At 70.5% G+C, this 12,590-nt stretch carries 12 protein-coding genes and 1 pseudogene; 11 read left to right on the forward strand and 2 right to left on the reverse strand.

Annotated features, from left to right (window positions below):
- Positions 1-34: 34 nt before the first annotated feature.
- The 9 genes and pseudogenes from cas7e (at position 35) to AB0P06_RS32745 (ending at position 7,334) form a co-directional block, all read left to right on the forward strand.
- Entirely contained in the window at positions 35-1,171 is a 1,137-nt protein-coding gene (cas7e, locus tag AB0P06_RS32705) for a type I-E CRISPR-associated protein Cas7/Cse4/CasC (protein WP_363613839.1), read from the forward strand.
- Entirely contained in the window at positions 1,171-2,031 is an 861-nt protein-coding gene (gene cas5e, locus AB0P06_RS32710) for a type I-E CRISPR-associated protein Cas5/CasD (RefSeq protein ID WP_363613841.1), read from the forward strand. The genes cas7e and cas5e overlap by 1 nt, the downstream gene beginning before the upstream one ends.
- Before the next feature lie 5 nt (positions 2,032-2,036).
- Positions 2,037-2,798 (forward strand): type I-E CRISPR-associated protein Cas6/Cse3/CasE, encoded by a 762-nt coding sequence (gene cas6e, locus AB0P06_RS32715; RefSeq protein WP_363613843.1) that lies wholly within the window; start codon positions 2,037-2,039, stop codon positions 2,796-2,798.
- Positions 2,799-2,801: 3 nt separating this feature from the next.
- Positions 2,802-3,830: a type I-E CRISPR-associated endonuclease Cas1e gene (gene cas1e / locus AB0P06_RS32720; RefSeq protein WP_363613845.1), complete on the forward strand. Its 1,029-nt coding sequence runs from the start codon at positions 2,802-2,804 to the stop codon at positions 3,828-3,830.
- Positions 3,827-3,991 (forward strand): annotated as a pseudogene (gene cas2e / locus AB0P06_RS32725) (type I-E CRISPR-associated endoribonuclease Cas2e); the annotation flags it as partial. The gene cas1e and the pseudogene cas2e, both read left to right, overlap by 4 nt.
- Before the next feature lie 47 nt (positions 3,992-4,038).
- Positions 4,039-4,440 carry a hypothetical protein gene (locus tag AB0P06_RS32730; protein ID WP_363613847.1) on the forward strand — a complete coding sequence of 134 codons (402 nt, stop codon included), beginning with the start codon at positions 4,039-4,041 and terminating at the stop codon, positions 4,438-4,440.
- On the forward strand, positions 4,440-5,150 hold the full coding sequence (locus tag AB0P06_RS32735) for a hypothetical protein (RefSeq protein WP_363613849.1): 711 nt from the start codon (positions 4,440-4,442) through the stop codon (positions 5,148-5,150). Before AB0P06_RS32730 ends, AB0P06_RS32735 begins: the two co-directional genes overlap by 1 nt.
- A 51-nt stretch (positions 5,151-5,201) precedes the next feature.
- Positions 5,202-6,394 (forward strand): IS3 family transposase gene (locus AB0P06_RS32740; protein ID WP_363613865.1). Its coding sequence is split into 2 segments (ribosomal slippage): positions 5,202-5,478 and positions 5,478-6,394, totalling 1,194 coding nucleotides; the frame shifts between segments, so codons are not numbered across the junction.
- A gap of 184 nt (positions 6,395-6,578) precedes the next feature.
- A complete protein-coding gene (locus tag AB0P06_RS32745) occupies positions 6,579-7,334 on the forward strand; it encodes a transporter substrate-binding domain-containing protein (protein ID WP_363613851.1) in 756 nt (251 codons plus the stop codon).
- A gap of 111 nt (positions 7,335-7,445) precedes the next feature.
- On the opposite strand, the gene sph is transcribed toward AB0P06_RS32745, so the two are convergent.
- A complete protein-coding gene (gene sph / locus AB0P06_RS32750) occupies positions 7,446-8,465 on the reverse strand; it encodes a sphingomyelin phosphodiesterase (protein WP_363613853.1) in 1,020 nt (339 codons plus the stop codon).
- A gap of 165 nt (positions 8,466-8,630) precedes the next feature.
- Positions 8,631-9,572 (reverse strand): deoxyribonuclease IV, encoded by a 942-nt coding sequence (locus tag AB0P06_RS32755; RefSeq protein WP_363613855.1) that lies wholly within the window; start codon positions 9,570-9,572, stop codon positions 8,631-8,633.
- 595 nt (positions 9,573-10,167) lie between these two features.
- On the opposite strand from AB0P06_RS32755, the gene AB0P06_RS32760 reads away from it, so the two are divergent.
- Entirely contained in the window at positions 10,168-11,307 is a 1,140-nt protein-coding gene (locus AB0P06_RS32760) for a right-handed parallel beta-helix repeat-containing protein (protein ID WP_363613857.1), read from the forward strand.
- 128 nt (positions 11,308-11,435) lie between these two features.
- Positions 11,436-12,467 carry a methyltransferase gene (locus tag AB0P06_RS32765; RefSeq protein WP_363613859.1) on the forward strand — a complete coding sequence of 344 codons (1,032 nt, stop codon included), beginning with the start codon at positions 11,436-11,438 and terminating at the stop codon, positions 12,465-12,467.
- Positions 12,468-12,590: the final 123 nt, after the last annotated feature.

A 12,590-nucleotide genomic window follows, 5' to 3' on the forward strand; every position in this document is an offset into this window, starting at 1 on the left:
ACGACCCTGTCCCGTCACTCCCGAGGAGAAGCGCATGACCGACCGCCTGTACATCGACGTACACATCCTGCAGACCGTCCCGCCGGCCAACCTCAATCGGGACGACAACGGCAACCCCAAGGAGGCGTACTTCGGCGGCAAGCGCCGCTCCCGCGTCTCCTCACAGGCCTGGAAGCGAGCCACCCGGATGCACTTCGCCGAGAGCCGCGACGAGGAGGACCTCGGCACCCGGACCAAGCGGATCGCCGCCCAGCTCGCGAAGCGTCTCGCCCAGCGCACCCAGATCACGGCCGACGACGCCCAGCGCATCGTCGGCGCGCTCCTCAAGCCGATGGGCATCGCCGCCGGCAAGAAGGCCGGCGACACCGCGTACCTGCTCTTCTTCGGCCGCCGCCAGCTGGAGAACATCGTCGACCTCGTCGCCGGAACCGCCACCGACCTCGCCGCACTCGACGACAAGCAGCTCGACGAAGCGGTCAAGGACCTCCCGGTCCGCGAACAGTTGCAGACCGGGCACCCCGCCGACGTCGCCCTGTTCGGCCGCATGGTCGCCGACATCCCCGGCCTGAACGTCGACGCCGCCACCCAGGTCGCCCACGCCATCTCCACCCACGCCACCGAGCTCGAATTCGACTACTACACCGCCGTCGACGACGAGAACACCGCCGATGAGACCGGCGCCGGAATGATCGGCACCATCGGTTTCAACTCCGCCACCCTCTACCGCTATGCCACCGTCGGCCTGCACCAACTGGTCGACAACCTCGGCGAGGACAAGGCCGCCGTCGACGCCATCGACCTGTTCGTCGACTCGTTCGCCCGATCCATGCCCACCGGCTACGGGAACTCCTTCGCCCACCGGACCCGACCCAGCCTGGTCGCGGTCGTCGTCCGCACCGACCAGCCCGTGAACCTCGTCTCCGCCTACGAGAAGGCCGTCCCCACCGGCGAGGGCATCGTCGCCGCATCGGCGAGCCGCCTCGCCGAGGAATTCACCGTCGCCACCAGCCAGTGGGGCGACACCCCGAAGTACGTGGGAATCTGCCACACCCTGGGCGACGAGAGCGCCGAGGCGGCCCAGCTGAAGCAGGCGTTCGGCCCCAACCAGACCTTCGCCAAGCTCCGCGACGGTCTGCGCGCCGCCCTCACCGAGCGGGTGAAGGACAACTGATGCCCGCCGACCCCACAGCCGCCGAGGAACTGACCGGCCAGGCACAGGCCGTGCTCGTCCTGCGCCTGGCCGGCCCCCTCCAGTCCTGGGGAGACCGCAGCGCCTTCAACCGCCGCGACACCCCACCACAGCCCACCAAGTCCGGTGTCGTCGGGCTGCTCGCCGCAGCCGCCGGACGCCCCCGCGAGGCAGACATCACCGACCTCGTCGGCTTGCGCCTGGGCGTGCGCATCGACCAGCCCGGTACCCTCCTGCGCGACTACCACACCGTCAGCGACTACCGGGGCCGCCCGCTGCCCCAGACCGGCGTCAACGCCAAAGGCGTCCAGAAACTCACCTCGCCGGCCAAAGAGACCCACGTCACGCACCGCTACTACCTCCAGGACGCGGTGTTCCTCGCCGCGGTTCAAGGTCCGGCCGGCCTCGTCACGGCGCTCTGCGACGCGATCCGCCACCCGGCCTTCCCCCTCGCGCTCGGCCGGCGCTCCTGCGTCCCCACCCAACCGGTCGTCCTCGGCATGCCTCGCGCCGACACGTTGGAAGCCGTCCTCGCCAAGGAACCGTGGCAGGCCGGCGGATCGGCCATGGACGTCTATCGTCGACGTGCCGAGCGAGGCCTCGTACCGTTCCCCGTGGACCGCATCGACCTGGCAGCAACCCTTGACGATCCGGCCGGCGACGACGTCCTGCAGGACGTGCCGCTGTCCTTCGCCCCGCACCGGCGTGGCTTCACTGCCCGGCGTATCCGCCATACCTGGCTCAACGTCCCCACCGGCCTGACCCCCTCCGCGGCGGCCCGGGCCGCCCAACCGCCCGCCACCGACGGCGGCCACGACCCGTTCGCCCTGCTGGGCTGGTGACCCCGATGACCTATCTCTCCCGCGTCCGCATCAACCCCCTGCGCGCGGCCAGCCGCACCCTGCTCGCCAACCCGCGTGCCCTGCACGGCGCCGTCATGGCCGGCGTCCCCGACCAGGCCCCGGGCGACCGGATCCTCTGGCGCCTTGACGCCGACCATCCGCGCCGCCCCGTGCTCCTGGTCCTCACCCCGGCCAAACCGGACTGGACCCACATCGTCGAACAGGCCGGATGGCCGGACGCCGATGGCGAGCACTACGCGATCCGCGACTACAGCCCGCTGATCGCCCAACTCGCCACGGGCCGCGAGTTCGGCTTCCGGCTCACCGCGAGCCCTGTCCAGAACACCTCCACGCCGGACAAGTCCAGCCCCCACCGCACCAAGACCGCCGCCGAACTCCACCACCGCTCCTACCGCATCGCGCACCGCACCGCGGCCCAGCAACTCACCTGGTTCCTGGAACGCACCCCCCGCTGGGGCTTCACCGTCCCCGCCGCCCGCACCGACGTTCCGGCACCCGGTCTGGAACCCTCCACCACCGACGGCCCGCCCGCCCAGGAGGTGAGGATCACCGACCGCAGCCGCCGCACCTTCACCAAACCCGGCACCCGCACCCCCGTCACCCTCACCACCGCCACCTTCGAAGGACGCCTGCGCATCACAGACCCCGACCTCCTCCAGACCGCCCTCCTCGGCGGCATCGGCCCGTCCAAGGCCTACGGCTGCGGCCTGCTCACCCTCGCCCCACTGCCGAGCGGACAGCGCTGACCGATGGCCGACATCTGGTGGAAAGCCCACCCCCACGACCTGCACCGCCTCGCCGACCGCGTCTCCAGCGTCTACGTCGAACGCAGCCACATCGACCGGGACGAGAACGCCGTGGTGGTCGTCAACAAACGCGAGACAGTACGCGTCCCCGCCGCCATGGTTGCTGTCATGCTCCTCGGCCCCGGCACCCGTATCACCCACGGCGCCGTCAACCTCCTCGCCGACTCCGGCACCACCATCTGCTGGGTCGGCGAACAGGGCGTCCGCATGTACGCGGCCGGACTCGGCCCCAGCAGAGGAGCCGCCCTCCTCAACCGGCAGGCCTGGCTCGTCAGCCGCACCAAGGAACGCCTCGCCGTCGCACGCAACATGTACCGCATGCGGTTCCCCGGCGAAGACGTCAGCGCCGCCACCATGCAGCAACTGCGCGGCCGTGAAGGCGCCCGCATCCGCAAGCTGTACCAGGCCGAGTCCCGCCGCACCGGCGTCGAGTGGAACGGTCGCGTCTACAAGGCCGGCGACGCCCACGCCGCCGGCGACGACCTCAACCGTCTCCTCTCGGCAGCCAACGCGGCCCTGTACGGCATCTGCCACGCCGTCATCACCGGACTCGGAGCAAGCCCCGGCCTCGGCTTCGTCCACACCGGCCTGGCCACCTCCTTCGTCCTCGACATCGCCGACCTGTACAAGGCCGAATACACCATCCCGCTGGCCTTCGACCTCGCGAAACTCGGACATACCGAAGAGCGAGACGCCCGCCTCGGTCTTCGTGACCGCATTGCCGAAGACAGACTCCTGGGCCGGATCGTCCACGATGTGAAGGCACTTCTCAGCCCGGACGGCATCGACATGCCCGACGCCGAGGTCAACGAACTCTGGGACGAGCGGGTCGGGACGGTTCAGGGCGGCGTCAACTGGTCAGCCGCTGTGAGCCTGCCGGCCGACACGGTCGTTGATTCCGGCATGGGCGACGAGCACGTGGCCATCATCGGGCCTGAATTCGACCAGGACACATCAGAGGACAGCCGATGACCGTCATCATCCTCGTCGCAGCCCCTGAAGGCCTACGTGGGCACCTCACCCGATGGATGGTCGAGGTCAACGCGGGCGTCTTCGTCGGCAACCCCAGCCGTCGCATCCGCGACCGCCTCTGGGAACTCCTCGCCACCCGCATTGGCGACGGCCAGGCTCTCCACTTTACGATGGGCCGCAACAGTGCCATGAATGATCGGAGTTCAGGATGAGCGAGGAGCTCGGGGCGGTTGCCGTCACAGCTGGCGTGAACGCAATTGCTGCTCTGATGGCTCGACTTGACTGGGGGCAACTGGTCGGGCGGGCGCGGGAGATTCTGGTCCGTCACCGAGGTGGCGCACCGTCACCGCAGGAGCCGGAGGCCGGGCTTCCGAACTGGCAGGACCTGCTGACCGGTGCGGAGGGCGAGGACGAGAGCGATCGCGCTCGGCGGCTGCAGGCGATCCGAGCAGCGCTGGCACAGATGCGTACAGCGGACCTGAACGCACTCGTCGGCGAGCTGACCGCCCTGGGCCGCGAACCCGCACGGCACGAGACAAGTGTCACCGTCAACGGTGGAAAGGCCGCCGTCAACAGTGGCTCCGGCGACCAGAACGTCACCTTCAACTGATGGTGGATACGGGGCCGGACGGGCCGCCCACGTATCGAACGGAGGTCGAGGTCGGCGGCGGGCAGACCGCCATGCACAGCGGTTCGGGTGACCAGTACAACAGGTTCGGGGGGCATGGGCCGCAACTGATCGCACTGCTCGTGGTGCTGGTCGGGGCGGTGGCCGGGATCCTCCTGTCGCCCGCCGCCTCCGGCAGCCAGGTCGTTTCGTACGTCCTGCTGGTGGTCATCTGCGCGATCGTCGCCGGGTTCTGCCTCTGGTGGCTTCTCGGACGGACCAGGCGGAAGGCCGTCGGGTACCTCGGGCTCATCAGTGGTGTCATCGTGAGCGGAGTGCTCGCCGCTGCCTGGCAAAGGGCGTTGGCCGGCCACGGTGATGTGGCCGTGAACGTCACCAGCCAGGTGACCCCGCACGACGTTCAGTCGCTGGCCGACAACGGCAGGGCGACGATGGTGGTTGATGGGCCCAGCCCCCGCAGCTTCCTGCGGGTGCGCATCAGCCTGGACGATCACTACCCGGACGGGGTCTGTGCCGCGATGAACGGCACCAGGGCGGAAATCCGCCTCCTGGGCGACGGCGCGAAGTCGATCACGCTGAGCGGGGATCACCAGACCGGTGACATCGATCTGCATGGAGCACGACAGCACGTAGAGCTGGAAGCGGTGGTCAGGGCGGGGGAGGGCTGCGTGATGGATGGGCCTTCCCCCTGATGTGAGGACACCGGACACTGGATCTTGATGGTCCAGGAGAACGGAGTCCCTGTGGGGATGAAGCACTACCCGCCGCAGTTCAAGGCCGACGCGGTCGCGTTGTACCGCTCGCGGCCCGGCTCCACGGTCGTCTCGGTCGCCGCTGACCTGGGCGTCCATGCCGAGACGTTGCGGAGCTGGATCCGAGCCGCCGACCAGGACGGCCCGAAGGGTGCCGCATCGGCACACCCGGACACGTCGCTGGAGGCGGAGAACGAGGCCCTGCGCAAGGAGGTCGCCGAGTTGAAGCAGGAACGCGAGATCCTTCGCCGGGCGGCCAAGTATTTCGCGGGCGAGACGAACTGGTGAGTCGCTTCCAGTTCGTCGCCGACCACCGGAGCGTCTTCGGCGCCAAGCGGCTGTGTGCGGTCCTGGGCCTGTCCCGCTCCGGTTTCTACCGCTGGCTCGCCGCCTCGCCGGCCCGAGCGGCGAAGGCAGCGTCCGACGCCCGGCTCGCCGAGCGGATACGGGCCGTTCACACGGAGTCCGACGGCACCTACGGCGCCCCGCGCGTCACTGCCGAACTCCGTGACGCAGGGCTCGTGGTGAACCACAAGCGCGTCGAGCGTGTGATGCGCGCCGTCGGGATCGTCGGGCTACATCTGCGCAGGAGGCACCGCACCACGATCGTCGATCCCGCCGTCCCGAAGGTGGCCGACCGAATCGGACGCGACTTCACCGCGAAAGCCCCCAACTCCCGCTACGTGGGCGACATTACGTATCTGCCCGTCGCCGGTGCCAAACCGCTCTACCTGGCCACCGTCATCGACCTGTGCTCGCGCCGCCTGGCAGGCTGGGCAATCGCCGACCACATGCGCGCCGAACTCGTCATCGACGCCCTCGCCGCCGCCGAGCGGACCCGCGGCAGCCTGCGCGGCGCGATCTTTCACAGCGACCACGGGGCGCAATACACGTCGAAGGCGTTCGCGGATGCCTGCACCGCGGCCGGGGTGGCCCGATCCATGAGCGCGGTCGGCAGCTCCGCCGACAACGCCGCCGCCGAGGCGTTCAACGCCTCCTTCAAACGCGAGACCCTGCAAGGCGCGAAGCACTGGCCCACCGCCCGCCAGGCCCGACTCGACACCTTCCGCTGGGCCAGTCGCTACAACACCCGACGCCGACACTCCTACCTCCGCCAGCTCAGCCCCACCACCTACGAAGCCACCTTCACAACGAGATCAACTACACTCGCGCAAGCCGCATAAGACGTGTCCTCACATCGGGGGGAAGCCCCGATCTTCATCTTGAATCCGTCGTTCTTCATGACAACGAGTGGTGGTTGCCTTGATGAAGCAGAGGACTTGGCGGATCACGCTGGTGTGCCTGGGGCTGGTCGCAGGGGTCGCATCCGGATGCGGCCCGGATGCGGGGGGAACGATTCGAGTCGCCATGAAGAACGACCAGCCGGGTACAGGTTATTCACACGACTACAAGCGGTCAGGGTTCGATTGGCGGGTCGCCGAGGCCGTCGCCGGGGCGCTCGGCAAGCTGCCCCAGTATGAGGACGTGCCGTCCCAGGACCGCCAGGTGGTACTTGACGGAAAGCACGGCATCGATCTCGTGGTCGCCACGTACTCGATCAACAACGAGCGTCTGCAGGGTACCAATGGGTTGCCCGCCCACGACTTCGCGGGCCCCTACGCCGTCACGTACCAGGGCTTCCTCGTGCTCGCGAAGGGGCCGCAGGTTCGCACCCTGGACGACCTGGCGGGGAAGAAGGTCTGCACCTGGTCGGGTACCACCTCGACGCGGGTCGTCGACAAGAGGACCACGGGAATGGTGTCCTACCAGGCGCCCACCGCCTCCCAGTGCGTCGAGGATCTCAAGTCAGGGCAGGCGGCCGCCGTCTCCACCGACCAGATGATCCTGTACGGCTTCACCCAGCTCTATCCGGAGCTCACCGTCGTCCCGAATCTGCACATCGGGGAGGCGCAGTACTACGGCATCGGGATCCCCAAGGGAAATCGCTCGGAGTGTCAGAAGATCAAGGAGAAGCTGAAGAACTATGTGAAAACGGCTGCCTGGAGCCAGGACTTCAGCATCGAATTGTCCAGCATCGTCGCTGCCGATCCGAACTGGCAGAGCCACTACAAGCCCTCGGAAACCGACATCGACACGTTCTCGTGCCGTGACAGAGTCGGGTAGTGGGTGGTCGGCCGTCCACCCGCGCAGAGCGGGCACGAACGCTGACGGCTGCCCCGGCCTCCACCTGGCCGGGGCCTCCGGGGCTGCCGGGGCCCCGGCCGTGGGCGGGCCCTATCCGGCCGTCAGCGGGTAGTGGTCGGAGAGGTCCTGGTAGGTGTAGCTGGTGCCCCAACTGCTCACCGTCCACGGCGTGCTGTGGAAGCGGACCACCGTGTTGGTGTAGGTCGCCGGCCGGGCGTGGTCGGCGCGGTAGAGGACGTAGTCCAGGTCCTCCTTCGGTTCGCCGGGGTAGCGGTAGGCGGCGATCGAGTTGTCGACGGTGTCGAAGGAGTTGGCCCAGCCGGTCCGCGCGTCGGCCGGGGCGACGCCCGCGTTGGCGAGCAGCGCGGGGTACTCGGAGCCGTGCGAGTCGATGTTGAGGTCGCCCGCGATCAGCACCGGTTCGGCGGCCGGGATGTTCTTGCCGTCGACGAACGCCCGCATCGCCTTCAGCTGTGCCGCCCGGACCGCCGCCGGCTGCCCGGCGGAGCAGCCGCTGTCGGTGGACTGCAGGTGGGTGCCGATGACGTGGGTGCGCACGCCGTTGACGTTCAGCACCGCGTAGACGAAGCCCTTGTTCGACCACCAGTCGCTGCCGCAGGCGTCTTTGAAGACATACTGCTCCTTGCGCAGGATCGGCCACTTGCTGAGCAGGGTCACCCCGCCGTCCTCCGGGGTCGCGGCGCTGAAGCTGCCGTTGGTGGCGTCCCAGCCGCTGGTCGAGCGGCCGACCACGGGGGTGTGGTACGGGTACGCGGCGGAGGCCTGCGCGGTGAGCAGGTCGGACGCGGCGTTGTCGAAGGCCTCCTGGAGCACGACCACGTCGTGGCCCCGGAAGACGTCGGCGGCCGCGATCGCCTTCGCCCGGTAGTCCTGGCCCCAGTTGGGGTAGAGGTTCTTGCTCATCAGGAAGACGTTGTACGTCAGCACGTTGAGCGCCGGCACGGGCGCCGGCGCCGCTGCGGGCACGGGCACGGGTGCGGGCGCAGCGGCGGAGGCGGTGGCGGCGGCGGAGGGAGCGAGCAGCGCGGCGGCGGCCGCGCAGACGAGGGCGAGGCGCGGGGCCCGGCGGGGGGCGGCAGGAGTTGGCATGCGCGCAGTCAACGCGCGCTCGGCCACGCCCGGCAAGACGTCGGACGATAACCATATGAACTCATCGGTAATGTAAAGCTGTCTGGCCAACTCTCCCTCGATCGGGCCGACTTGCCTGGACGGCTTCCCGCCCCACCCTCTGCTTTCCGGCCCCCCGGCGGCGCGCTACGCCGGCACGGCGGCCCGTGCGCGCAGCTCCTTCAGCGTCGCGATGTCCATCGCGTGACCGGTGCCGTCCCCGCCGTGCTTGCGGTCCGGGGTCTCGACGACCAGGGGGACACCGACCGTCGCCGGGTGCTCGAACAGCTCCCGGAACGGCTCCGCGCCGATCAACCCGGCGCCGATGTTGGCATGCCGGTCCTTGCGGGCACCGACCACGTCCTCCGAGTCGTTGGCGTGGATCAGCCGCAGCCGCCCCGGCCCGGCGGCCGCGACCAGCGCGTCCAGCGCCTCCCGGGTGCCGCCGGGGGCGACGAGGTCGTGGCCGGCCGCGAAGGCGTGACAGGTGTCCAGGCAGACCCCGACCCTGGGGTGGCCGTCCAGCGCGTCCAGGTACTCGGCCAGGTCCTCCATCCGCGAGCAGAGCGAACTGCCCTGGCCGGCGGTCGGCTCCAGCAGCAGCCGGGGCGCGGACTCGCCGAGCGCGTCCAGCTCGTCCAGCAGCGGCCGGACGTCCGCGCGGACCTGCGCCATCGCCTCCGCCCGCCGCGAACCGCCGCCGGGCGCCGAGCCGACCGCCGAACCGGTGTGCAGGACCACACCCAGCGCGCCGATCGCGTGCCCGCGCAGCAGCGAGTGCCGCAGTGAGTCGGCCGAGCGCTCGCGGGTCGCCGCGTTGTCCGAGCCGAAGTTGATCAGGTACGGCGCGTGGACGTATGCCGGAACGCCCTGCTCGGCGCAGGCGGTGCGGAACTTCTCGTCCTGCACCGGGTTGCCCGGGGGAGTGGCCCAGCCGCGCGGGTTCGCCACGAACACCTGCACCGTCTCGGCGCCCACCCGCCGCGCGTACGCCAGACCCGTCCCCGCCAGCCCGCGCGCGGCCACCGGCACATGGGCCCCGATCGGGTTGCGGACGGTGCTGACGGGCGGTGCGGCTGCGGTGCTCATGGCCCCGAGCATGCCACGCGCGCCGGGCGCCCGCTCCACTCCATCGAGTGAGGCCAGGCTCGAACGCTAGACCGGATGGCGCCGGGCCGGTCACCATCTGTGACAGATCGGCAACCCGGCGGAGGCATCCACGACCAGCGCCGAGCCCATCGAGGCGGTCGACCTGGGCGCCGGTGTCTTCGGTGCGGACGTGCCGCCCCGGCCGCAGACCGACCTCTGCCCCCAGCGCCCGACCCCCCGTCACGGCATCCTCCGTCACGGCACTCCCCGTCATGGCTGTCCCCAGCGCTTCCGCCCGTCCGCCCGTCCGTCCGTCCGCCCGTCCGCCCGTCCGCCCGCGCGGCCGGAGGGCCGTCGCGCCTCCTCCCGCGGCCGCCTCCGTTACGCCCTGCCCCGCGCGCCGCGCCGTGCGCCACGCCGACGGGTACGGCGCATGGCCGACGCCCTGTCAGCCCCGTAGCCCAGCCCTGGTGGCGGGGCCACTCGCGGGCCCATAGCGTCGACTCGGCCGACACCTACCGGCAGTCGTCCCGCGCGCACACCGCGTCACCGTGTCGGCATCCCCGCGAGCGCGTAAGAAAGCAGGTCGTCACTCATGCCCACGCGACGGGTCCACCACCTCGCTGCGGCCACCGCCGCCACCACCACCGTTCTGACCACGGCCCTGGCCGCCGTGCCCCCGGCCCACGCGGTCGGCGCTCTGTACATCGTCCAGCCAGGAGAATCGATTCAGCAGGCCGTGGACGCGGCCCTCCCCGGCGACACCATCCAGCTGTTCCCCGGCACCTACCGGGGCAGCGTCCGGATCACCACCCCCGGGCTCACCCTGCGCGGCGCCGGCCCGGAGAGCGTGATCACCCCTGACACCGCCACTCCCGGCGCCGTCGCCCCCGCCACCGCCACTACCACCACGGCCAACGCCACCACCACGGCCAATGCCGCCGCCAACGCCTGTGCCACCGCCGGGCACGGCCTCTGCGTGGTCGGCACCGAGGGGCACCGCCTCGCCGACGTCCAGATCGCGAACCTCACCGTCACCGGCTTCCGCAAGAACGGCATCGACGCCACCGAGACCACCGGCATGACCGTGCGCTCGGTCCACGTCCACGACAACGGGCAGCAGGGCATCAGCCAGGAACGGTCCACCCGGGCCGTGATCTCCGGCAACGAGTCCACCCGCAACGGCCAGTCCGGGGTCTTCCTCGCCAACTCCGTGGACAGCGAGGGCGGTGCCATCGACACCGAGGGCACCGTGGTCAGCGGCAACGTGCTCGCCGACAACCGGATCGGTGTCACCGTCCGCCGCCTGCGCGACCTGAGCGTCGACCAGAACGACATCCACGGCAACTGCGGCGGTGTCTTCATCGTCGGCGACGAGGGCGTGCCCCGGGCCGGCGCGCTGACGGTCAGCCGCAACCAGGTCGTCGCCAACAACAAGTACTGCCCGCCCAACCCGCGCCTGGACTACATCCAGGGCACCGGCATCCTGCTCACCGGCGCCGAGGAAACCGCGGTGACGGACAACCAGGTCCGCGACAACGTGGGCGCCTCCCCGATGTCCGGCGGCATCGTCCTCTTCCCCAGCATGGTCGGCGTGCCCAACGCCCGTAACACCGTCACCGGCAACTTCGTGACCGGCAACGGCCCGGCCGACCTCGCCGATCGCGACACCGGCACCAGCAACTCCTTCGCCCGCAACCAGTGCCAGACCTCCGAGCCGGCCGGCCACTGCTGAACCGCGCCCGCCCGCTCCGTGGCACGCCGCCACACGACGTCCCGCCCCACGGACCCGCCAGGCCTCCAAACCCCCGGCCTCCGGCCCCCGCGCTCGCACACCCCCAGCCACCAGCAGAAAGACGGTCCATGACCATCGCACCCGTCACCACCCCGCAGGCCGCGATGCGCCTGCGGGAAATCGTCTTCGGCGCCGCCTGCGCCGCCGCCGTCCGCGCGGCCGCCCGGCTCGGTGTCGCCGACGCGCTCGGCGACACCCCCACCACCGTCACCGACCTCGCCGTCAGACTCGACACCGAACCCGAGCCGTTGCGCCGCCTGCTGCGCGCCCTGAGCTGCTACGGCATCTTCGTCGAGAGCGGCGACGACTGCTTCGAGCACACCGAGATGTCCCGCCTGCTGCGCGAGGACACCCCCAACAGCCTGCGCTACATCTCCCTCTGGTGCACCGAGCCGTGGACCTGGGAGGCCTGGCCGAGGCTGGACGAGGCCGTCCGCTCAGGCCGCAACGTCTTCCCCGAGCTGTTCGGCAAGGAGTTCTTCGACTACCTGCACAGCGATGGAGTCGACTCGGCGAAGGTCTTCGACAAGGCGATGACCACCTCCAGCCGGCAGTCCGCCGCGGACCTGGCCGACTACCTGGACCTCACCGGGATCGACTCCGTGGTCGACATCGGCGGCGGCCAGGGCCATGTGCTGGCCAGCCTGCTGGAGAGGTACCCGGCACTGCACGGCACCCTGCTCGACCTGCCCAAGGTCGTCAGCGGGGCCGATGCCCGACTCCGGGACGGCGGCGCCTTCTCCGCCCGGGCCCGGCTGGTGCCCGGCGACTGCCGGGTGGACATCCCGGTCCGCGCCGACCTCTACATCATCAAGAACATCCTGGAGTGGGACGACGAGAGCACCCGCCGCACCCTCGCCAACGTGGTCGCGGTGGCCCGGCCCGGTGCCCGCGTCGTGGTGGTCGAGAACCTGGTCGACGACAGCCCCTCGATGCGCTTCACCACCGCGATGGACCTGATGCTGCTGCTCAACGTCGGCGGCGCCAAGCACTCCAGGGCGAGCATGGTGCGGCTGATGGAGCAGGCCGGCCTCGACGTCGCGGACGTCCACCCGGTCAACCCGTACCTGCACGCCTTCGAGGCCACCGTGCGCGGCTGACCGGCTCCGGCACACGCGGGCGGGCGCCCGGCCCCGGGGGCCGGGGCCCCCCCCCCCCCGGGGCGGGGCCCCCCCCCCCCGCCCCCCCACCCGCCGGAAAACCCACCACGAGGCGAGCCCCGC

This window comes from Kitasatospora sp. NPDC088351 (genome assembly GCF_040685575.1).
In the GTDB taxonomy this organism is placed as follows: domain Bacteria; phylum Actinomycetota; class Actinomycetes; order Streptomycetales; family Streptomycetaceae; genus Kitasatospora.

What these genes read in the sequence shown, in the direction of transcription:
- cas6e (WP_363613843.1), top strand. Translation starts at nt 2,037, where the DNA reads ATGACCTATCTCTCCCGCGTCCGCATCAACCCCCTGCGCGCGGCCAGC.
- AB0P06_RS32760 (WP_363613857.1), top strand. Translation starts at nt 10,168, where the DNA reads ATGCCCACGCGACGGGTCCACCACCTCGCTGCGGCCACCGCCGCCACC.
- AB0P06_RS32745 (WP_363613851.1), top strand. Translation starts at nt 6,579, where the DNA reads ATGAAGAACGACCAGCCGGGTACAGGTTATTCACACGACTACAAGCGG.
- AB0P06_RS32735 (WP_363613849.1), top strand. Translation starts at nt 4,440, where the DNA reads ATGGTGGATACGGGGCCGGACGGGCCGCCCACGTATCGAACGGAGGTC.
- AB0P06_RS32730 (WP_363613847.1), top strand. Translation starts at nt 4,039, where the DNA reads ATGAGCGAGGAGCTCGGGGCGGTTGCCGTCACAGCTGGCGTGAACGCA.
- AB0P06_RS32755 (WP_363613855.1), bottom strand. Translation starts at nt 9,572, where the DNA reads ATGAGCACCGCAGCCGCACCGCCCGTCAGCACCGTCCGCAACCCGATC.
- sph (WP_363613853.1), bottom strand. Translation starts at nt 8,465, where the DNA reads ATGCCAACTCCTGCCGCCCCCCGCCGGGCCCCGCGCCTCGCCCTCGTC.
- cas1e (WP_363613845.1), top strand. Translation starts at nt 2,802, where the DNA reads ATGGCCGACATCTGGTGGAAAGCCCACCCCCACGACCTGCACCGCCTC.
- AB0P06_RS32765 (WP_363613859.1), top strand. Translation starts at nt 11,436, where the DNA reads ATGACCATCGCACCCGTCACCACCCCGCAGGCCGCGATGCGCCTGCGG.
- cas5e (WP_363613841.1), top strand. Translation starts at nt 1,171, where the DNA reads ATGCCCGCCGACCCCACAGCCGCCGAGGAACTGACCGGCCAGGCACAG.
- cas7e (WP_363613839.1), top strand. Translation starts at nt 35, where the DNA reads ATGACCGACCGCCTGTACATCGACGTACACATCCTGCAGACCGTCCCG.